The sequence below is a fragment of the Pseudomonas sp. NPDC088368 genome (assembly GCF_044753445.1).
In the GTDB taxonomy this organism is placed as follows: Bacteria; Pseudomonadota; Gammaproteobacteria; order Pseudomonadales; family Pseudomonadaceae; genus Aquipseudomonas; species Aquipseudomonas bambusae.
Map to the genome: position 1 here is coordinate 99,784 of NZ_JBIVNG010000003.1, position 21,201 is coordinate 120,984.

Sequence of the window (21,201 nt, forward strand, 5' to 3'; positions counted from 1 at the left end):
GGCCTTCGCTCCAGCAGTGGTGTGTGACGCCAGTATCGTTAACCCGTTTTCCTGTATAAAGATCGACATTCTTGAGTGACTTTTAAGCAGGACTTGATAATGGACGTGTTCCAGGCGATGACCGTGTTCGTGAAAGTGGTGGAGACCGGCAGCATGACCGCCGCCGCCCGCCAGTGCGAAATGTCGACGACAATGGTAGGCAATCACCTCAAGGCGCTGGAGCAACGTCTGGGCGTGAGCCTGTTGCAGCGTACGACCCGTCGCCAGAACCTGACTGAATTTGGCATCCAGTATTACCGCCGTTGTGTCGAGGTGCTGGGGCTGGTCAATGACTCCGAGCGCATGGCCGAACACGTGCAGACCCAGCCCAGCGGCACGTTGCGCCTCACGGCAGCCCCGGCATTCGGCGCGGAGCGGCTGTCGCCGATGCTCAGTGCGTTCACCCAGCGCTACCCGGAAATCAAGGTGGAACTGGTGCTGAGCAACCAGTTGATGGACCTGGTCGAGCACGGGTTCGACGCCGCGATCCGCTTGGGCGTCCCCGAGTCATCGGCCTTGATCGCCCGCCCCCTGCGCGACTACACCCTGACCATCTGCGCGTCGCAGGATTACCTGAACCGCCGGGGCACGCCGCACACGGCAGACGACCTGCGCGATCACAACTGTCTGGCGTTCGCCTACCCCGCTGGCGACGACTGGCGCGCCGCCGACAAGCTGTGGAAGCTGACAGGGCCTGAAGGCGTGATGGAAATTCCGGTGTCTGGCCCGATGATCGTCAACAGCTCCCCCGCCCTGCGTCAGGCGGCCTTGGCGGGCATGGGCGTGGCGATGCTGCCGGACGTGCTGATCAGCGAGGATTTGAAGGCCGGCACCCTCATTCCGTTATTGCAGGCCTACACGCCACCGAGCCGCCCGATGTGGCTGATGTACCCCCAGGACCGCTACCGACTGCCCAAGGTCAGGCATTTCGTCGAAAGCGCCTTGGCGGCGTGGGGAAAATGAAAAGCTGCCACCGGGCACGCCGCAAAACCCGGTGGGAGCGAATTCATTCGCGAAGGGGGTACATCCGACGCTGACGTGTCGCCTGCCAAACACTTTCGCGAATGAAGTCGCTCCCACAGGGGGTACGGTGAACGTCGCTACCCCGCCACCGCAATCAAATCCATCTCCACCGTCGCGTTCTTTGGCAACTGGTACACCCCCACCGAACTGCGCGTGTGCGCCCCCGCCTCGCCGAACACGAAGAACAGCAACTCAGAGGCCCCGTCCGCGACTTCGCTCTGTTGGGTAAAGCTGTCGGTGCACTGCACGAACAGGGTCATGCGCAGCACGCGTTTAACCTGATCGAGACTGCCCAGACTGCGCTGCAACAATGCGATGGCGCGCAGGGCACTGATCTTCGCACCCAATTGCGCCTGTTCCAGGGTGACATCGCCTCCTGCACGCCCGGTCACCATGACGGTATCGCCGACCCGGGGAATCTGCCCGCTGATGTACAGCTGGTCCTCATGGCGCACCAACGGCACGTAATTGCCGCCGATCTTGATCTCGCCCTCGAAGTCATAACCCAACTGCTCGCACGCCTGTTTGAAGCGAAGATCACACGACATGGCCGGTTCCTGATTCCTGTTGCTGTGATTGAACAATGAGCGAACGTCGCGACGGTCGCCGCGAAAAACGCGTTATGTGGATGCCGGTGCCAAGAGTTCCAAAAACCCCAATTGATAACGGGCATGTCCGGTATCGACAGACAGAAATAGTCGATAAAGCCCTACCTCCGTAAAGTCATTACAACCCTAATCAAATGAGTCGAGGTTGGAAATGTCCCGCGCCATCAAATTTCATCGCTTCGGCAAAGCCGATGTGCTCAGTTGCGAGGAGCAGCCTGACCGGTCACCCGGCCCACAGGAAGTGCTGGTTCGTGCCGAAGCCATCGGCATCAGCTGGGATGATGTGTTGTGGCGGCAGAACCTGGCCCTCGCCCCCGTTCAACTGCCTGCGGGCATTGGCAGCGAAATGGCCGGTATCGTCGAGGCTGTGGGCCCGGACGTCACCGATCTGAAAGTCGGCGACAAGGTCGCCAGCTTCAAGGCCATGAGCGCCAACGACTACCCGGTGTGTGGCGACCACGTGCTGGTGCCGCGCACCGCTCTGGTCCGCTACCCCGACGTATTGACGCCGGTGGAAGCCAGCGTTCACTACACGCCCATGCTGCTGGCGTACTTCGCCCTTGTCGACCTGGCCCATGTCCAGGCGGGTCAGACCGTGCTGGTCACTGATGCGGCCTACAGCCCCGGCATCGCGTTCGTACAGTTGGGCAAGGCACTCGGCCTGCGGGTGATTGCGGCCACTCAGCACGCCGAAGACCGCGAATACCTGCTTGCCAACGGTGCTGAACGGGTGATCGTGACCGACGAGGACGACATCTGTCTGCGCATCGACGCCCTGACCCAGGGCCAAGGCATCGAAGCCGTGTTCGACGGTTTCGGCGGCATGCAGATGTCGATGCTCGGTGATGTTCTTGCGCCTCGGGGCAGCCTGGTGCTGTACGGCCTGCGCGGTGGTAACCGGACGCCGTTCCCGGCCCTGCAGGCGTTCAAGAAGAACATGCGCTTCTTTGTCCACTGCCTGGAAAACTTCACCGGTAAAGCGGAGTTGGGGATTGAACAGGACAGCGCGGCCATGAAACGCGCTCTCGAGGTCATCAATGAACTGACCGTCAATGGCCAGCTCAAGCCTGACATTCACCGCACCTGGCCGTTCGAACAGTTCGGCAAGGCGCACAACCATCTGGATGAAGACCCGGTGCGGGGCCGCGTGGTGTTGCTGGTCAAGTAAACGCGTCCGCAACACACCAGGTAACGTTTGCGCCGGCGCTGTTCGGTTGACCAAAGGCCAAAAGCAGACAAGTCTTTTGACCGATACCAAGGGCATGTACACGCCCGGGCGGCTCAGAGCAGCAGCCGCCTTTTACCACGTCAAGGACTGACACCATGAACCGCACTCAACGCCACGCAGGCGCGCCCGCTCACCTGAGCTGGATCGCCGAAACCCCTGACATCGAGCAACTGCGCATCGATGAACTGATCCTGCCGGGCACCCACAATTCCGGCAGCGACAAACAATCGCCCAATCTGGGCGTGCCCCAGGAATACGCACAAGACGAATCGCCGCTGGAACAACTGCGCCAAGGCATTCGCGTGCTTGACCTGCGCGTCACCTTCAAGGAAGGCTACGTCGAAGGCGACCCCAACCGCTTCCAGCTATTCCACCTAACCTCCTCTGGCCGAACCGTCGCCGTTGACATCGTCGAAGCCGTTCGCGAGTTCTTCGCAGAGCTGGAAAGCTCAGGTGAACCGGCACGGGAAATCGTCATTCTCGACTTCCACCAGTTCGACGGTTTCACTGATCGGGCTCATGCCCAGCTGCAAGCCATGGTCTTCAACGAACTGGGCGCTCGCGTCATACCGGATCGCCTTCGCGGCTGGGCGCTGGAACACCTCTGGGCGCAGCACCCTGGTCGTAATGTCGTCGTCGCCTACAACCACGACAGTGTGTCCGATGAAGGCTGGGATGGTGTGAGCCAGCGCTGGCCGGGTGAAAACCTGTTTAACACCAACACGCTCAAGGCCTTCGTGGACCAAGTGGCAGGGGAACACAAGCGCATCGAGCAACTGCGCGCCGTGCAATGCGCCAAATATTCTCTACCGCTCCACGCGCCGACCGACCTGAGCCACAAGGTCGATGAGTGGTTCGAGTCGGTCGACGAGAACAGTTACATCCAGAACTTCTACATCATTAATACGGACTGGACATCGCGCAGTCGGCTGGTCGCTAACTGCCGGCACGCCAACGCCATTCGTGGCGGGCGCAAACTGAGCCATCCCCGTGAGGAGTTGCAACCCCTGAAACGCTGATTCAGGTGCGGGTGATCAGCCCTTGCCGTGCAATGCGCGTCAGATGGCGGATCACCCCTGCAGCATCCTCGGCGGTCGGCGACTGAATGACGGCCAGGTCGAACTGGTCATTGCCAAACCGCTCAAGGGTGTCGTGAAGGTCGATGAATTGAATGAGAAAGGCGTGGGGGCCGTGCTGGCGCCGAGGCCAGCCATCGAGATAGCGCAACAGCGTGGGCTGGTGAGAACCGCCCAGCAGAATCTTCGGATTGCGACGGCTGAACTGGCTGCCGATAGGCGCCAGGCGAACGAGGGGGCGGGGGCTGGAATTACTGCTCATAGTGTCGTTTCTCTGCCTCAGTGTTCCGCTGGGCAGCGGTGAGAGGCAACACCGAACCAGCGCTTTAGCGGTATTTCGGTATCGTTGTTCACGACACCCGGCGCCCCGCAAGTAGCTGTTTAAATCGGCGCATGAGCGGCATCCTAGAGAAGCCGCACGGGGATTGTCAATTGAGTGTGTCAGGCTTTGCCGATTGTTTCGGTGAGATTCATTCGCGGATCGCCACCTTGCGCGGCGACGGGCTCTCCAGCGAACTGCGTTCCTGATCGTAAGCGAGGTAGTACTTGTTCACGCTGTTGACGTAGGTGACCACGTTCATCCCCACCTGCTCCATCGCCACCCGCTCCACCTGAAAGAACCACTGATTGGGGTTCAGGCCCTGACGCTTCGCTTCGGTGCGCATCGCCTGCACCCGCTCCGGACCCAGGTTGTAGGCGGCCAGGGTAAATGCCATGCGCTCGCGTTCGTTGATCTTCGGGCTGGCAAAGAACTTGTGACGAATCATCGCCAGGTATTTGCTCGCGGCCTGCACGTTGCCATCGACATCGTGGATATTGCCCACGCCGACCCGCTGCGCTGCTGACGGGGTGATTTGCAGCAAGCCCGTCGCGCCACTGCCGCCCTTGGCGCTCGGGTTGAGCTGGGATTCCTTGAACGCCAGCGCTGCCAGGTCCAGCCAGTCCATCTTCTGCGCATCGGCATGTCGTTGCAGGGTCGGGCGCAGTTTTTCCAGACGCTGGCGGTCTTCACGGGCCAGCGGATAGTGAACGCGGTACAAGTCCTTGTAAGCCTTCTGGAACGCGGCGTCTTGATTGGCGGGCGGCTCGTAGGTTTCGAGGAAACGATCCACCGTGGCGTGCAGCATCACCGCGTCTTTGCGCACGAACCAGCTCATGTCCCCCGGATCGCTCAGCGACAGCCCACGGTCGACCCGCAGTTTGGGCATGACCCGCGCCCAGCGCTCGGCAATCGGCTGCTCGACGACGGTCAGGTGATAGATTCCGGCCTGCACCATTTCCAGCACGTCTTCGACGGCAAGGCTGGGATCGACCCATTCGATTTTCACCGGCGGCAATTTGCGCAAGGCAAGCTTCTGGTTCAGTTGCACGAGGGCTTCGTCGGCGGCGCTGCCGTTGGTCAGCATGACCGTCCGGCCGGACAGTTGCTCGGGGCGCTTGAAAACCCGCTCGCCCCGCACACCGACCACGACCAGCGGCACATGGCTCACCACCGGTTCGGTGGCATCGACGTAATGGGCAGCGCTGGCGTCGAGCAGTTCGCCAGGGGCCACCATGTCGCCGTCGCCCCGTTGCAGCGCAGCGAGCAGTTGGTCCTTGGCCTTGGGGATCAGTTTGATCGAGACTTTCTGGCCGTCGCGGGCGTGGCCGTTGAGGTATTTTTCGAAGGCTTGCAGGCGGCGGTATTCGACGCCAATCGGCTCACCCTGCACTTCGCCGGAGCTGTTGCGGCTCTGATTGACGAGGACGCGCAGGACTTTGCTGCTGCGGATGGCCGACAGGTCGCGAATCTGGGTTTTCTTGACGATGACCGGCGGCCCTGCCGGGCGGGTCGAAACCTGGGCGGACGCCGGATGGCTAACGAGCAGCAGGCACAGCGAAATGAATGAGGCTCGGATCATTGACGCTCCGGGAAAATGCCGAAAAAACGGGCGTGAAGTCTGTGTCGGGCAGCTGCGTTCGCCTCAGGCGTGCGCCTGAGCTGGCAACATCACAGGGGTCTAATCATGCCAAGCAGTTGAGTCTGCTTGATTTTTTATGGCTTCAATCGCTCTGGTATTCTTCTCGGCCTCCGGCCTGAGGTGAACCATGCAACTAATCGACATCGGCGTCAATCTTACCAATCCAAGCTTTGCCTTGAAGGAACGCGACGTTCTCGACCGCGCCTACGCTGCCAGCGTGGGTCAATTGATCCTCACCGGCACCAGCGTCGAGGGCAGCGAACAGGCCTTGCAGATGTGCCGCCAACTGGACGAAAGCGGCCAGCGATTGTTCAGCACCGCCGGGGTTCACCCCCATTCGGCGAGCGATTGGACACTGGACACTGAAAAACAGTTGCACGCCCTCCTGAAAGAAAATTCCGTGTGCGCGGTGGGCGAATGCGGCCTGGATTTCAACCGTGACTTCTCCCCTCGCCCGCAACAGGAAAAGGTCCTGGAGGCCCATCTGGCGCTGGCCGTGGCCTTGAACATGCCGGTCTTTCTTCATGAGCGTGATGCTGACGAACGGCTGCTGGCGATCTTGCGCGAGTATCGCGATCACCTGCCCGGCGCGGTGGTGCATTGCTTCACCGGCGAAAAACGCGCGCTGTTCAATTATCTGGACATGGACCTGCACATCGGCATCACCGGGTGGATCTGCGACGAACGCCGGGGCACCCACTTGCACCCACTGGTGCGCGAAATTCCGCAAGGCCGCCTGATGCTGGAAAGCGACGCGCCGTACCTGCTGCCGCGCACCCTGCGGCCCAAACCGAAAAACGGCCGCAACGAACCGGCGTACCTGCCGGAAGTGCTGCGGGAGGTGGCCTTGCACCGGGGCGAAACCCCGGAAGACCTCGCTGCCCACACCACCGCCTGTGCGCGTGCGTTCTTTTCGCTGCCTGTGATTGATTGACACCCTCAGGTCATGCACCGAAATCCGGGCACGCCGCAGAACCCTGTAGGAGCGAATTCATTCGCGAAGGCGGTACATCCGACGCAGATGTGCCGCTGCCAAATCCTTTCGCGAATGAATTCGCTCCCACAGTGGGGTCTTCGCCTGGAGGCCGGTTTGCCGAACAGGCAACCGGAGGAATTGATACAGATCAACGCTTCTGTCATGCACAGCTGAGACACTGATGGCACCTTGCCTTATCACGTGCAATCACAGAAGAGCTTCCTCATGGGCCGCTGGTTGAGCAACATCTCGCTGAAATACAAATTCTGGGCGGTCAATGCCGTCGCGTTCATCACCACCTTACTGCTGGTGCTTTACGCACTGAACCTGGAACAGCACAGCCGCGCCGAGGACGCCAGGGTCGCGGCTCAGGCTCAGGCGCAGTTGTTGGCGGCGTGGCCTGCCGGGCAGCCGGCGCCCACGCCCCCGCCGCTCCCCACCGTGCCGGGGCTCAACGACCTGCTGGCCGAACATTTCACCGAATACGCGGTGGCCGTGCTGGTGCTGATGCTCGCCATGCTCAGCGCGTCGCAGTTGTTGATCCGTTTTCTCCTGACCCACCTCAACACCCTCAAGGACGTGATGCTGCACGTCGAGCGCAGCGGCGATCTGTCGGCGCGTGTGCCCCTCACGGGCGAAGACGAAGTCGGGCAAATGGCCAAGGCGTTCAACGCCATGCAGGCCGGGTATCAGCGCATCGTCGGCACCGTCGCGCAGTCGGCGGCGCGGCTGGATCAGGGCGCCGTGCACTTGGCGACCGGCATGAGCGATGTGCGCGAAGGCATGCTCGGTCAGCAAAGCGAAACCGACCAGGTCGCCACCGCGATCAACGAAATGACCGCCACGGTCTATCACATCGCCCAACACGCCAACGCCACCCGCGACCAATCGCAAAGCGCCGACGCCTTGGCGGGCAGCGGCAAGGCCGTGGTGGACCGGGTGCAGAGTTCGATTGCCGGGCTGTCCAGCGGCGTGCAGCAAACGGCAGGAATGATTCAGCGCCTGGCCGAAGACAGCCAGAAGATCAACGGCGTGGTCAACGTGATCCACAGCATCGCCGAGCAGACCAACCTGCTGGCCCTGAACGCCGCCATCGAAGCGGCGCGAGCCGGAGAAATGGGACGGGGTTTCGCCGTGGTCGCCGACGAAGTGCGCAACCTCGCCAAGCGCGTGCAGACCTCCACCGACGAAATCACCACCATGGTCGCCGCGTTGCAGGCGGGCACCCGCGATGCGGTGGACTTCATGCAGGAGAGTTCGTACAAGGCCGATGACTGTGTGCAGCACGCTCAGGAAGCCGGTGAAGCCCTGACGGCCATCGCCGATGCCGTGGCCCAGATGCGCGAAAGCAACACGCAGATTGCCGTTGCGGCGCAGCAGCAGAGTCAGGTCGCGGAAGAGATGAACCGGGCAGTGGTCAGCATCCGCGACGTCACCGAACGCACCGTGCGCCAGACCGTGGATTCAGCGAGTACCAGTGATGAACTGGCGACCCTGGCGGGCGAATTGAATACGGCGATCGGGCAGTTGAAATTGCGGGGATGACGTCAGCGTGCGGGTACCGGAGATGGGATTGCTCGCAAAAACCGGGCACGCCGCAGAACCCTGTGGGAGCGAATTCATTCGCGAAGGCGGTACATCCGACGTAGATGTGTCGCCTGCCAACTCCTTTCGCGAATGAATTCGCTCCCACAGTGGAGATACCGCTGTGCTTGCTAAAGGCGCAGGTGAAACCGCAGACGGGATTATTCGCAAAAACCGGGAACGCCGCAGAACCCTGTGGGAGCGAATTCATTCGCGAAGGCGGTATATCCGACACAGATGTGTCGCCTGCCAACTCCTTTCGCAAATAAATTCGCTCCCACAGTGGGGATACCGCCGTGCTTGCTAAAGGCGCAGGTGAAACCGCAGACGGGATGATTCGCAAAAACCGGGAACGCCGCAGAACCCTGTGGGAGCGAATTCATTCGCGAAGGCGGTACATCCGACGTAGATGTGTCGCCTGCCGAATCCCTTCGCGAATGAATTCGCTCCCACAGTGGGGACACCGCCGTGCTTGCTACAGACGCAGGTGAAAGGGGTCGATTGCTTTCCTCCATTCCACCTATGAAGCCCATAGCAAACCTCGATTCGCCGCGATGCACTCACAGGCCTATTCTGAACCCATCGAAAACGGTTCTTATTAGGCTTTGTGAGGTCAACGTCATGCCCAAATTCATTGCAAACCTGCACCTTGAAGATTTCTTCTCCAGCGCCCATAAGTCCGGGCTGTCGTCCAATCTGGTGCTGTCGTCTCTGGCGTTTCCGCTGTCGATCGTCTCGGGCCTGTTGCTGCTCGACGGTGCGCTGAGTGCCAGCATCACCTCGGCGGGCATCGGGATTCTGGGGCTCATTGCCGCGCAGGCGATCAAAACCCGAGGCCAGTAACGGTCTCGGGATGCCCCCTCCCCACCTGTCAATCAGCCAAACACGGTCACCGTCTGACGGCTGATCGCGACCAACTCCCCGCTCGACGCCCACAAGCCTGCTGCCACATGGCCGTAGCCGTCCCGCGCATGCTCAATCACCGCCTTGTATTGCGTCCAGTCATGGGTGGTCATGGCCGGAAGCGGCTGCACGAACTCAATCGTCCAGGTCAATGAACTGCCCGGCGCCGGTTTGCTCAGGTGCGGCAGGACCGCAGGCGGCCAGGTGTCGACCAGCGCCAGCACATGCGCTTCGGTCAATGGCTCTTCCTTTACATGCCGCAATCGCGCATACCCGCCGATCGCTGGCGATGGCGTACCGCTGTACGGAAAACCGCCCAGCGCCCAGCGCATCTCGATGAATTTCAAATATTCCGGCATCACGCCCGCAACAAACGGGAACGGCGATACGTCCTCCACGGGTTTCAACGTGGGCGCAGGCTCGGCAGCGACTGAAATCGATGACTCACGGGGCGCGCCGAAGCTGCCTTGAATCAAGGTCACCGTCTCGCCGTTCTGCACCGCCCGCCCCAGCACCTGACTGACCGCCTTGCCTTCGCGCAGGATTTCCACCTCGAACGAGATCGGCACATCAATGGCGGGAGGACCGACGAAACAGATCGCCAGCGAACGCACCGGGCGGTCGGCGGGCACTTTGGCGCGCATCGCTTCGAATTGCAGCGCCGCCATCAGGCCGCCGAAACAGGAGCGGCCCTGGGACCAGGACGCCGGAATGGTCACAGCCTGCGGGTGGGTGCGAACGGCGTCGAGCAGTTCGGAAAAGGTCATGGGCACTCCGTGGGGTTCACTGGAAACATGCCCGGATCTTAGCGAGACGCTGCTTCCCGAACAGCGCTCATAACTGCCAATTCTGCGGCCTGATCGGGATCAATGCCTCGGGGCATCGCCAAAGCAAGCGTGGGCGAGCTTGTCCAACGCCTTGTCCGACTTCTCTTCGGCACGCAGGATGCCCAATTCCCAGCCCGCCACACAGGGCGAAAGGTCGTGCTGATGTTCCGCTTGGGCGAGCCATTGCAGGTGATCGTGCCAGTCGCCCAGCGCCCCTTGCGCCGACTTCAAGCGTTTCTGCATGCCGTCGGGTTGATGACTGAGTTCGGGGTAGGCCTCGGCGGCGTAGCGCACGCGCTTGATCAACAGCCGCAGACGATGCCGGTCGTGAGCCGGGTCGGCCATGGCTTCGCGCAGTTTCTTCCACTGTTTGTCCATGCGCTTTTCAATGCGCTGGCGCAGCTTCTTGAGCAAGCCATGCCGCTGTTGGGCGCGCAGGAACGCGGGCAGTTGATCGAGCACCCCGAACAGACGGTTCAATTCCGGGGATGTCGCGACTTGCGGGCAGGCGGTTTTAAGAAACGTCATGCGTTTCTGCGCCGCCTGACCCTGGCCCTGCTCCGCCAAAAACGCTGCCAGCACCTGCATGTCACGCAGCGGCGTGGTCAGGTCACCGACGCCCTTGGCCGCTTCTTCGACTTGGTCCAGCCCCGGCAACCCCCGCAAAGGCCGCAGCACGCTGCGCAGACGCCGAACCGTGGTGCGCAGGTCATGCAGCGCTTCGCTGTCGGTGGACGCGGCCAACCTTGCATGGCACGCCAGCAGCTTGACATTGAGACTGAGAATCTCGGCGATCAGGTGATCGACCATGGCAGACATTGAACACTCCTTGGTTTTTCATGACGACGGTTCTTCATGACGACGGCTTGTCTTTGACCGCAGACAAGCGCCAGGGCAAACGGCGACGCAAATCTTTGAGACGCCGACGCAGGTGCCCGACCGAACCGGACACACCGGCATAACGCTGGGCTTCGAATTCCTGAGCGAACCCTTCGATGGCCTCGGCATGATTCGGGAAGCGCTGAGCGGCGCGGGATGCGAAGGCCCGAGCCCCTTCCCCCGGCTGACGTTTTAGACCGTGCCGCGCCAACAGACGTTCGAACCTGTTGAACAGGCGCAGTTGCGAATCGCTCTCCCGCCGCCACGGCTTGAACAGCCACAGCGCCAGCAGCCCGAGAATGACCAGCGCGCCGCCCGCGAACACCGGTGCCTGAAAGCCCGAAAACCAACGCCCCAGCACCTGCAATTGCTGCTGCCCCTGATACCCCAGCACCCAGCGCTGCCAGCCGTAATTGAGGTTATCCCAACTCAAGCGAATCGAATTGATCCAGGCCAAGTGACGGTAGCGCAGTACCGACATCGGCGAATCGGCAAGAAACTCCTCATCGTCGCCGAGTGCCGCTTCCAGCCCCTGTTCGATCCGCGCAGGTGATACGGCGGCGGTCGGGTCGACGCTGCGCCAACCGACGCCCGCCTGCCAATACTCGACCCAGGCATGGGCATCGAACTGACGGACGCTGATGTAATTGCCATCCGGGTTCAGCTCGCCGCCTTGATAGCCCGCAACCACCCGCGCCGGAATGCCCGCTGCCCGCAGCACGAAGGTCATGGCCCCCGCGTAGTGCTCACAGAACCCGGCGCGGCTGCCGAACAGGAAGTCGTCGATGCCGTTCGGCCCGAGGGTCGGCGGTTTCAGGGTGTAGCGGAACGGCTGTTCGGTGAAATACGCCAGCAGGCTTTCCACCAGCGCGTCAGGTTTGGGGTGGCGCCGGTGCATGTCCGCCGCCCATTCCCGTGCTTCCGGATTGCCTTTGGCAGGCAGTTGCAAATCCTGGGAGCGCGCTCCGTCACTGAGGCTGGTTTCCCGCACCGCATCAGGCCAGGCGTTGACGCTGTACAGCACCGACTGCTCAATGGGCCGCCGACGCTGCCAGCGGAAATCGCTCATCTGTCGCGCACCGACAAGGTCGGTTTCGCCGACGTCCAGGGTCATCAGCCACGGCTTGCCGCTGGGTTCCATGACCACGCTGTAGCTGACTTTTTCACCGGTCTTGCGCCAGTCAGGCGCATCGGGTACCAGCGCGCGGGACGACTGGGACCAGCGACGCCCGTCGAACTGCTCCAGCGTCAGGCCGCGCCAATACTGCTGATTACGCGGTGGAACCGGCCCTTCGAAACTGGCGCGAAACACCAGCGCCGCCGACCGGCTCAGCTCGGCCACGTCCCCCGGCGCCATCGTGTCGGAAAGCCCTGTCAGCCCCTTGTTGCTGGGCTGCGGCAGTGACCACAGAGGGTCGAGGCGGGGAAAGAACAGAAACAGCAAAACCATCAGCGGCACTGCCTGCAACAGCAGCTTGACCGCCAGTTTCAGGGTGCTAGCCGGTTTGCTGGACAGGCTGGACTGCTGCAGGCCGATCAGCCCCGCCAACAGGGTTGCCACCGGCAGAAGCGTGAACAGGCCCCAGAGCAGCGCGTCTTCGAACAGGTAACCGACTGCCACGCAGAAAAAGCCAAGGAAGATCAGCACCAGCGCGTCTCGCCGGGTCTGCATTTCCAGCATCTTGAGGATGAACGCGGCGATCAGCAGCGCAGCGCCAGCGTCGAGCCCGACCAGGCTGCCCCGCGCCAGAAAAATCCCGCCCGCCGTGCCCACCAGCAGGCCGCACTTGACCCATGTGCCAGGCATCCGCACACGCATGCGAAAAATCTGGATGCGCCAGAAACTGCACACCAGCCACAGCACCACCAAGGCAATGGGGATGTGCATCGAAAACGGCACGATGACCAAGGCCTGTGCGATCAGCAGCCAGTTGAGGCTGACCCGGGGGATCGGCTGGGCTAGGTTGACGGAGGTCATGCGTGCGCCGCCTTCAGGCTCGGTGTCATGCCCGCACCCCGTACAGCGCCAATTGCCGCAGGCAAGCCTCGCGGTGCGCGTCGCCGCTGTCCACCGCCGACAGGAAACCCGGGAGGCGCAAGGCGAACGGCTGCTGTCGGTGGGACAATTCCAGCACCCAATAGCACAGCCGCGACAGGCGTTCTTCGATGTCGCCGCCCAGGGCCATAAAGTCCAGGCACAGGTCGTGGCCGCTCAGGTCAGTGAATTCCTTGACCATCAACCCTTGCCCACGCGACCAGGCTTTCCAGTGCATGCGACGCATGGAATCCCCCGGCTGCCAGGGACGCAAGCCCTGATAATCATCAACGCCCTGCCCTTGGGTCGCCTGGCCATCGTCGTCGGCGTGGGGCTGAACCCCTTGCAGCAACGGCAGGCTGCCCGCCACCGGGCGCGGGTAGATCAACACCGTCTGCTCCAGGTCCAGCCAGCTCCAGGCACGGAAGATGCCCAGCGGAAACACGCTCTCGACCCGCAGACGCGGTGCCCGCAACCAGCCGCGATTGAGCGCGGGCAAGGTCAGCGCCACCTCCACCTGCTGTTCAGGCTCAACATCGGTTTGCTCCAGTTTTTCGGTGTCCCAGCCCAAGGCGATGGCCTGATGACCATTGGACGCACTCTCCAGACGCAGCCGCAACTGGACCGGCTCGCCGACAAACACCGAGCGGGCGTGGGTCGCGCTGAGCACCAGCCCGCTGAAATTGCGGTAGGTATGGAGAATGCCGAGGATGCCCACCGACGACATGAGGAACGTCAGGCCGTAGGCGAGGCTGTTCTGGTAGTTGATCGACACCAACAGCAGCAAAAACAGCACGAGCATGAGCGTGCCCCCCGCCCGGGTCGGCAGGATGAAGATTTGACGGTGATTCAGCTCGATCCGCGAAGCCGGGGGGATGCGACGTCCCACCCAGCGCTGCCAGAACGGCTTGAATTGGGGCATCAAAGCACCGGCACCTCACGCAGCAGCCATTGAACCAACGCCCCGCCGCCATGCCCGGTCGGGTCGCTGCGGTCGCGCAGACGATGACCGATCACTGCAGGCAGGATCGCTTGAACGTCTTCCGGGATCACGTAATCGCGCCCGATCAGCAGTGCCCAGGCCCGCGCCGCCGAGAGAATCGCCAGGCTCGCCCGGGGCGACAGGCCGTAGGCGAACTGCGGCTGACTGCGGGTGGCGTCCACCAACCGCAACACGTAATCCACCAGCGCGTCGCTGGCTCGCACCCGACGGGCTTCCGCTTGCAAGGCCGCCAGTTCAGTGTGGTCGAGAATCGGCTCGATGCGCGGTAATAGCTCGCGTCTCGATTCGCCCAACAGCAACGCCTTTTCAGCCGAGCGCGCCGGATAGCCCAGCGACAGTCGCATCAGAAAACGGTCCAGTTGCGACTCGGGCAACGCGAAGGTGCCACCCTGGCTGAACGGGTTTTGCGTGGCGATGACAAAAAACGGATCAGGCAGCAACCGGGTGGCGCCTTCGATGGTCACCTGCCCTTCTTCCATGGCTTCGAGCAACGCGCTCTGGCTTTTCGGCGTGGCGCGGTTGATCTCGTCCGCCAGCACCAGTTCGGCGAAGATCGGCCCGGGATGGAAGGTGAATTGCCCGGTCTCCCGGTCGAAAATCGACGTGCCGAGGATGTCTCCCGGCAACAGGTCGGAGGTGAATTGAATCCGCTGAAAGCTCAACCCCAGGACCCGCGCCAGCGTGTGGCTCAGGGTGGTCTTGCCCATGCCGGGCAAATCTTCGATCAGCAGATGACCGCCGCCCAACAGGCAGGTCAGGGCCAGACGGACTTGAGGCTCCTTGCCCAACACCACTTCGTTGATTGCGTTGAGACACGCATCCAGTTTTCTGCCCATCGGAAAGCCTCCCCAGGCGACAGCTCTTGGCTAGTAGGACTGCAGCAGATGCCAGACGTGCAGCCACTTTAAAGTCAGCGTAGGCCTTTTCGCCAGAGCGGATGAGAGGAATCGAGAGGATTTATGAGGAGGATGCGGGGACAGGCGTTCTGACGCGAGATTTTCAGGCCAGGCCGGGACCTGTAGGAGCGAATTCAGTCGCGAAAGCGGTACATCTGCGCAGATGAGGGCCTGCCAAATCCTTTCGCGAATGAATTCGCTCCCACAGGGGATGTGCGTGTCCGCTATACCGGCGCATCAACCGGCAGCGAGGCTTATCGCCCGGCGCGGGATTCACGGATGTAGAAACGCGCCTTCTCGGCTTTCTCGTTGCAGCCTTCGAACGCTTCGAACTGTTGCTGGGTCTTGGCGCCGGTCAACAGCGAAAGCGCTTTGGAGTAGCTGACGGTCCCGGCAAAACCTTCGGCTTTGGCGAGGTCCAGTTCGTGCCAGGCGGCGTCCAGGTTGGTGGCGCAACTGTCGCGATAAGCGGTTTTCCCCGCGCAGCCTGTGAGAACAAGGGCGAGCAGTGGCAGGCAGATCCAGGCTTTCATCGGGTGTTCCTCAAGGGTGGAAAGTCAATAATGGAATCAACGATGCGGGTTTGACGATGCGGCGATGTAAAAGTGCCATAACGACAGGTCGCAGGGCCGTTGTTTTTTGTCGTAGCGGTTATACACGCGCCGGATGAAAAACAGCACCCTTGGGCGTAGGGTAGAGCCACTGCAACGGGGAGCCTGCGAATGAAAAAAAGAATCGCGCTGGTATTGGGGTCCGGGGGCGCCAGAGGCTATGCACACATCGGGGTGATCGAAGAACTGGAGCGACGCGGGTACGACATCGCCTGCATCGCCGGTTGCTCGATGGGCGCGGTGATCGGCGGGATTTACGCAGCGGGCAAACTGCCGGAATACAAGGCCTGGATCGAGAGCCTGGATTACCTCGACGTGCTGCGGCTGGTGGACGTGAGCTTTCGGCTGGGGGCGATTCGCGGGGAAAAAGTCTTCGGGCAGATTCGCGAGATCGTCGGCGAGATCAACATCGAAGACCTGCGTATTCCCTACACCGCCGTGGCCACGGACCTCACCAATCAGCAGGAAATCTGGTTTCAGGAAGGCAACCTGCACTCGGCCATGCGTGCGTCGGCGGCAATTCCCAGCCTGTTCACGCCGGTGGTTCAGGGCAATCGCACGCTGGTGGACGGCGGCCTGCTCAATCCGCTGCCCATCGTGCCGGTGGTGTCCAGCCACTGCGACCTTATCGTGGCGGTCAACCTTAACTCCACCAACCAGAAGCAGTACCACTTGCCGGTGATCGAACGCCCGCCGGCCGTGAAGAAACGCTTTGACGCCCTGATCAACTCCATCGGCTCGCACCTGCCGTTCCGCCGCAAAATGGACGTGGCGGCGGGCGACGTGTTGCGTCTGGAGCAGGACAGCCTCAAGGCCACGGCGGCCACCCTGCCCGACTCCTGGCTGGGCCAACACGACGCCGACTCTGCTGATCCCCAAGGCCAGCAACCCGCCGCCGCGCCGACCGAACCGGGCGCCCCGAAATCGGCCAGCGGCTCAGTGATCATCGACAACGTCGGGCCTGCGTCCCTGCTCGATTTGATCAACCAGAGTTTCGAGGTGATGCAGACGTCACTGGCGCAGTACAAGATCGCCGGGTATCCACCGGACATCCTGATCAACGTGCCCAAGCGCGTGTGCCGGTTTTTCGAGTTCTACAAGGCCCCGGAACTGATCGCACTGGGACGGGAGATTGCGCGGGATACGCTGGATCGGTATGAGCGGGAGCATTGAGAGCAAGGGTGTACAGAAACCTCAAGACGCCACCAACCGATACCCCACCCCCGCTTCGGTCAGGATGAACCGGGGTGCAGCGGGGTCATCCGCCAGTTTTTGCCTCAAGTGCCCGACGACGATGCGCAGGTAATGGGTGTCTTCCACATGGGTCGGGCCCCAGATGTCCTTGAGCAGTTGCTGCTGGGTGATGACCCGCCCCGGATGCCGCGCGAGTTGCGCCAACACCGCGTATTCCTTTTTGGTCAGGGCGACTTCGTGGCCGTCCAGCAGCACCCGCCGATATGCCAGGTCCACGGTCAGCGGGCCGATCACCAGCGCCGAGTCGGCCTGCCCGGTGTCCGGCGCCTGCCGCAATAACGCGCGAATTCGCGCCAGAAACTCCTGAATTCCGAACGGTTTGGTCACGTAATCGTTGGCCCCGGCGTCGAGCGCGCGGACCTTTTCAGCCTCGCTGGCGCGCACGGACAGCACCAGCACCGGCACGGTCGACCATTCGCGAAACTGGACCAGCACGTCTTGTCCGTCGATGTCCGGCAAACCGAGGTCCAGCACCAGCAGATCCGGCTTGTTCAGCGCCGCTTGGGTCAAGCCTTCGGTGCCGGTTCCGGCTTCGATCACGGTGTAGCCTTGTGAGGCGAGGCTGATGCGCAGGAATTTGCGGATCTGCGGTTCGTCGTCGATCACCAGAATGGTTGCGGTCTGGCTCATGGTTTTCCTGTCACGTTGTCACCCTTGGTCCGTAACGGACCCAAAACCTGTAGGAGCGAATTCATTCGCGAAAAATAGTCCAGTCGATAGAACAGTGTCGACCGTACGATCCCTTCGCGAATGAATTCGCTCCCACAGGTTGATGGGCCACACCGGTGAGTCATTCATTTACAGGCCTATTTTTTTGTTAACACCGAGGGTAACCCATCGCCTATTCACCACACCTGCTCCACGTCCGCCTGCGGCTGGGCCTGCAACGGCAGGTGCAGCGAAATGCAGGTGCCACGTCCGTCGATGCCTTCGCCGACACTGATCCGCCCGCCATGGGCACCGACCATGCCCTGACAGATCGCCAGCCCCAGCCCGGTGCCCTGCCCGCCGCGATCCCCCCGGGCGGCGGTGTAGAACATGTCGAAAATCTTTGCCCGCTCGGCTTCGGGAATGCCCGGTCCTTCGTCGCTGACAGCAAAGGTCAGTTCATCGGTCGACGCGACGACCCGAATTTGCAGGCGGCCGTGACTTGGCGAAAAGCGCGCGGCGTTTTCCACCACGTTGATCAGCGCTTGTTCGATCAGCGCCGCGTGCACGTACAGCAGCGGCAGTTCGGCGGAGAGTTCCGTGCTGACCTGCAACGGCGCCAGCACCGCACGCAAGCGGTTGAGGGTGCTGCCGACGATGTCTCCCGGCGAGACCCAGTCCCGCGCCAGTTTCAGCGCGCCGTGGCCCAGTCGGGTCATGTCCAGCAGGTTCTGGATGTAGCGGTCCAGCCGCTCGGCCTCGTCGCGAGTGCCTTCCAACAATTCGCGGCGGTCGTCCAGCGGAATCGCCTCGCCCAGCGCCAACAGGCTGTCGATACTGCCGCGCATGGCGGTCAGCGGGGTGCGCAGGTCGTGGGACACCGAGGCCAGCAAGGCGCTGCGCAGTTGTTCGGTTTCGCCGTGCAAGCGCGCGGCTTCCAGGTCTTCGGCCAGTCGCGCGCGGGCCAACGCTTGTCCCAACGGCTGACTCAACGCGGTCAGCAAACGCCGACGCTGGGCGCTGAACGTCTGCCCCGGACGCGCCCGAACGCCGAGCAGCGCCAGCGGCGCCTCATCGACCCACAACGGCAGCCACCACCACTCACCCGACGGCAGCGTCCCGGTGCCTCGGCCTGCGGGCTGGCCGTGTTGCCAGGCCCAGTCGGCGGCGGCGCGTTCGAACTCGGAAAACTCCAGCGCGCCGCCAACCTCGACCTTCCAGCCTTGATCCCCGTCCCGGTCAAGCATGCACACGCTCAGTTCTTTCCAGCCCGCCAGGTGATGGTCGGCGGCGCTGAGCACGGCCTGCCGGTCGGTGGCAGCGGTGAGGCGTTTCGACAGGTCGAGCAACTCGCTGGTCTCTTCCTGAGTGTCGCGCAACGCCTGCAATTGGCGACGCTGGCGGGCGGCGAGATTGCCGGTCAGCGCGGCCATCATCAGGAAGAACAGCAGGGTCAGCACGTCTTCTTCGCGCTGAATGTTCAGGGAGAAATTCGGCGGGATGAACAGAAAGTCATAGGCCAGAAACGACAGCACCGAACAAACCATCGCCGGGCCCACGCTGCTGCGCACCGCCACCAGCAATACCGCGGCGAGAAACACCAGCGAGATGTTCGGCAAGGCCAAGACACTGGACACCGCCCAGGCCAGCGCGCTGGCGCAGACCGTCGCCAGCACGGCCAACAGATAGTCGAATCCGCTTAGCGTGCGGGGCGTGGTCGAATACGGCTGATCGGGCCGCGCTTCGCTGTCCAGCACGTTGATTTCCAGGCCGTGGGCGTTACGCAGCAGACGCGACGCCAGCCCACCGCCGAACACCCGCCGACGCAATAAAGGCCGCGACTGCCCCACCAGCACCAGACTGGCGCGGCGTTCGGCGGCGTGCTGGATCAGGGTTTTCGCCACTTCCGGGGCGCGCAGGACCACCACTTCGCCGCCCAGCCGTTCCGCCAGTTGCTGAGCGCGTTGCAGGCGGCTGCGCGCCAGTTCATCGAAAAAACGGCCATTGTCGACGTGCACCAGCGTCCACGGCAGGTGCCTGCGCTGAGCCACGCGGCTGGCGTGTCGCACGAGACGCTCGGCCTGGGCATCGCCATCGACCCCCACGAGCAGGCGCCCACGAACGGCGGGCGCCGACTGGCCCAATTGCCGATAACCCAGCGCCAAATCGTTATCGACCTGGGCCGCTGCGGTTTGCATCGCCAGTTCGCGCAGGGCGGTAAGGTTGGTCTGAGTAAAGAACGCGTCGATGGCCGCTCGCGCCTGCTCAGGCACGTACACCTTGCCGTCGCGCAGCCGCTCCAGCAGTTCTCGCGGCGGCAGGTCGATCAACACCAGTTCGTAGGCTTCCTGCAGCACCCAGTCCGGCAGGGTTTCGCGGACCTGCACACCCGTGATGCCGCGTACCTGATCATTGAGGCTTTCGAGGTGTTGCACGTTGACCGTGGTGTAGACGTCGATCCCCGCCGACAGCAGCTCTTGAATGTCCTGCCAGCGTTTGGCGTGGCGGCTGCCCGGCGCGTTACTGTGGGCCAGTTCATCCACCAGCACCAGTTTCGGCCGGGCCGCGAGCAGGCCGTCGAGGTCCATTTCTTCCAGCACCACGCCCCGGTATTCGGAACGCAGCATCGGCAATTGCGGCAGGCCACCGAGCAGCGCTTCGGTTTCGGCGCGGCCATGGGTTTCGACAACCCCAGCCAACAACGACCCCCCTTGGCGCAGTTGCGTGTGCGCGGCCTGCAACATGGCGAAGGTCTTGCCGACGCCGGGGGCAGCGCCGAGAAACACCTTCAAGCGGCCACGGTCATCCCGGGGGAGCGTGGCCAGCAAGGCATCGGCGCGGGTGTCTGAGTTCACGGGGTTGTCCTGATGTAATGATCAAATCGTAGCGCAGTGCCCCATTGTAGGAGCGTGGCTTGTCCCGCGACCGGCTGCGAAACAGTCGTGAATCCATACGCACTGGCCGTTTCAGATATACCGTGTGCACAGGTTTTACGACGGGTTCCCCGCCGATCGCGGGACAAGCCACGCTCCTACAGGTGGTACGTCGTTACTGGCGAATCTCACCCAAACTCTGATTCAACGCCAACACGTTGACCACTGCCGGGCCAATCAACGGGCTTTCGGTGTTGGCGACAACCAGCCGCTGCACTGTCTCCCGAGACACATGCCGCGCCGCCGCCACCCGCGTCACTTGATAATCGGCAGCGGCTGGCGACAGATGCGGGTCTAGGCCACTGCCCGACGTGGTCAGCAGGTTCAACGGCACTGGCCCCTGCCCTTCCACCTGTTCTTTCGCCGCATCATCACCGATCCGGGTCGCCAGCGCAGGATTGCTCGGGGCCAGGTTACTCGCGCCGCTCGCCACCGTGGCATAAGCCCCGGCCGACGGACGCGGGTGAAACCATTCTTCGCCGGTAAAATTCTGCGCGATCAATTCCGAGCCGCGCACCTTGTCCTGATCGTCATACACCAGGCTGCCGTTGGCCTGCTCCGGGAACGCCACTTGCGCAACGCCCGTCACCACCAGCGGATAAGCCACCCCGGTGATCAGGGTCATCAGCACGATCAGGCTCACAGCGGGACGCACTATAGTCGACATCATTCATTCCTCAATCAAATCGGGTCGCGACGAGGCAGGACACGCCACCC

At 62.4% G+C, this 21,201-nt stretch carries 19 protein-coding genes; 7 read left to right on the top strand and 12 right to left on the bottom strand.

Features of this window, described 5'->3' with window-relative positions; all coding sequences use genetic code 11:
- The first annotated feature begins 99 nt into the window (after nt 1-99).
- Entirely contained in the window at nt 100-1,002 is a 903-nt protein-coding gene (locus ACIQAL_RS06930) for a LysR family transcriptional regulator (protein WP_166595223.1), read from the top strand.
- 137 nt (nt 1,003-1,139) lie between these two features.
- Here ACIQAL_RS06930 and ACIQAL_RS06935 read toward each other — a convergent pair whose 3' ends face one another.
- Entirely contained in the window at nt 1,140-1,610 is a 471-nt protein-coding gene (locus ACIQAL_RS06935) for a RidA family protein (RefSeq protein WP_341964008.1), read from the bottom strand.
- Between the two features lie 211 nt (nt 1,611-1,821).
- On the opposite strand from ACIQAL_RS06935, the gene ACIQAL_RS06940 reads away from it, so the two are divergent.
- Complete coding sequence (locus tag ACIQAL_RS06940; RefSeq protein WP_401143963.1) at nt 1,822-2,838, top strand: zinc-dependent alcohol dehydrogenase family protein; 1,017 nt, start codon at nt 1,822-1,824, stop codon at nt 2,836-2,838.
- A 155-nt stretch (nt 2,839-2,993) separates the two neighbouring features.
- Nucleotides 2,994-3,917, top strand: a complete 924-nt coding sequence (locus tag ACIQAL_RS06945) for a hypothetical protein (protein WP_401143965.1) — start codon at nt 2,994-2,996, stop codon at nt 3,915-3,917.
- A 1-nt stretch (nt 3,918) separates the two neighbouring features.
- On the opposite strand, the gene ACIQAL_RS06950 is transcribed toward ACIQAL_RS06945, so the two are convergent.
- Together ACIQAL_RS06950 and ACIQAL_RS06955 are read right to left on the bottom strand one after the other, a co-directional pair.
- On the bottom strand, nt 3,919-4,236 hold the full coding sequence (locus ACIQAL_RS06950; protein WP_401143966.1) for a class I SAM-dependent methyltransferase: 318 nt from the start codon (nt 4,234-4,236) through the stop codon (nt 3,919-3,921).
- Between the two features lie 208 nt (nt 4,237-4,444).
- A complete protein-coding gene (locus ACIQAL_RS06955; RefSeq protein WP_401143968.1) occupies nt 4,445-5,875 on the bottom strand; it encodes a transglycosylase SLT domain-containing protein in 1,431 nt (476 codons plus the stop codon).
- Between the two features lie 187 nt (nt 5,876-6,062).
- Between ACIQAL_RS06955 and ACIQAL_RS06960 the strand changes: the two genes are divergently transcribed.
- From ACIQAL_RS06960 to ACIQAL_RS06970, 3 genes are all read left to right on the top strand, one after another.
- Entirely contained in the window at nt 6,063-6,869 is an 807-nt protein-coding gene (locus ACIQAL_RS06960) for a TatD family hydrolase (RefSeq protein WP_401143969.1), read from the top strand.
- A 267-nt stretch (nt 6,870-7,136) separates the two neighbouring features.
- A complete protein-coding gene (locus ACIQAL_RS06965; RefSeq protein WP_401143971.1) occupies nt 7,137-8,456 on the top strand; it encodes a methyl-accepting chemotaxis protein in 1,320 nt (439 codons plus the stop codon).
- A 660-nt stretch (nt 8,457-9,116) separates the two neighbouring features.
- Nucleotides 9,117-9,338 (top strand): hypothetical protein, encoded by a 222-nt coding sequence (locus ACIQAL_RS06970; protein ID WP_166595216.1) that lies wholly within the window; start codon nt 9,117-9,119, stop codon nt 9,336-9,338.
- A gap of 32 nt (nt 9,339-9,370) precedes the next feature.
- On the opposite strand, the gene ACIQAL_RS06975 is transcribed toward ACIQAL_RS06970, so the two are convergent.
- The 6 genes from ACIQAL_RS06975 to ACIQAL_RS07000 all read right to left on the bottom strand — a co-directional run bounded on the left by ACIQAL_RS06975 (nt 9,371) and on the right by ACIQAL_RS07000 (nt 15,571).
- Nucleotides 9,371-10,165, bottom strand: coding sequence for an acyl-CoA thioesterase (locus ACIQAL_RS06975; RefSeq protein WP_401143973.1), 795 nt, complete (start codon nt 10,163-10,165; stop codon nt 9,371-9,373).
- Nucleotides 10,166-10,264: 99 nt separating this feature from the next.
- Nucleotides 10,265-11,044 carry a CHAD domain-containing protein gene (locus tag ACIQAL_RS06980; protein WP_401143974.1) on the bottom strand — a complete coding sequence of 260 codons (780 nt, stop codon included), beginning with the start codon at nt 11,042-11,044 and terminating at the stop codon, nt 10,265-10,267.
- Nucleotides 11,045-11,078: 34 nt separating this feature from the next.
- Nucleotides 11,079-13,082: a DUF3488 and DUF4129 domain-containing transglutaminase family protein gene (locus tag ACIQAL_RS06985; protein ID WP_401143976.1), complete on the bottom strand. Its 2,004-nt coding sequence runs from the start codon at nt 13,080-13,082 to the stop codon at nt 11,079-11,081.
- 25 nt (nt 13,083-13,107) lie between these two features.
- Nucleotides 13,108-14,061 (bottom strand): DUF58 domain-containing protein, encoded by a 954-nt coding sequence (locus ACIQAL_RS06990; protein ID WP_401143978.1) that lies wholly within the window; start codon nt 14,059-14,061, stop codon nt 13,108-13,110.
- On the bottom strand, nt 14,061-14,978 hold the full coding sequence (locus tag ACIQAL_RS06995; RefSeq protein WP_401143980.1) for an AAA family ATPase: 918 nt from the start codon (nt 14,976-14,978) through the stop codon (nt 14,061-14,063). The genes ACIQAL_RS06990 and ACIQAL_RS06995 overlap by 1 nt, the downstream gene beginning before the upstream one ends.
- 314 nt (nt 14,979-15,292) lie before the next feature.
- Nucleotides 15,293-15,571, bottom strand: coding sequence for a hypothetical protein (locus ACIQAL_RS07000; protein ID WP_166595210.1), 279 nt, complete (start codon nt 15,569-15,571; stop codon nt 15,293-15,295).
- Nucleotides 15,572-15,760: 189 nt separating this feature from the next.
- Here ACIQAL_RS07000 and ACIQAL_RS07005 point away from each other — a divergent pair, with 189 nt between their 5' ends.
- Nucleotides 15,761-16,822 carry a patatin-like phospholipase family protein gene (locus tag ACIQAL_RS07005; RefSeq protein ID WP_401143982.1) on the top strand — a complete coding sequence of 354 codons (1,062 nt, stop codon included), beginning with the start codon at nt 15,761-15,763 and terminating at the stop codon, nt 16,820-16,822.
- Between the two features lie 21 nt (nt 16,823-16,843).
- Here the strand turns inward: ACIQAL_RS07005 and ACIQAL_RS07010 are convergent, their stop codons facing one another.
- The 3 genes from ACIQAL_RS07010 to kdpC form a co-directional block, all read right to left on the bottom strand.
- Nucleotides 16,844-17,533, bottom strand: coding sequence for a response regulator (locus tag ACIQAL_RS07010; protein ID WP_401143984.1), 690 nt, complete (start codon nt 17,531-17,533; stop codon nt 16,844-16,846).
- 215 nt (nt 17,534-17,748) lie between these two features.
- A complete protein-coding gene (locus ACIQAL_RS07015) occupies nt 17,749-20,406 on the bottom strand; it encodes a DUF4118 domain-containing protein (protein ID WP_401143986.1) in 2,658 nt (885 codons plus the stop codon).
- 193 nt (nt 20,407-20,599) lie between these two features.
- Nucleotides 20,600-21,151 (bottom strand): potassium-transporting ATPase subunit KdpC, encoded by a 552-nt coding sequence (gene kdpC, locus ACIQAL_RS07020; protein WP_401143988.1) that lies wholly within the window; start codon nt 21,149-21,151, stop codon nt 20,600-20,602.
- Nucleotides 21,152-21,201 lie beyond the last annotated feature (50 nt).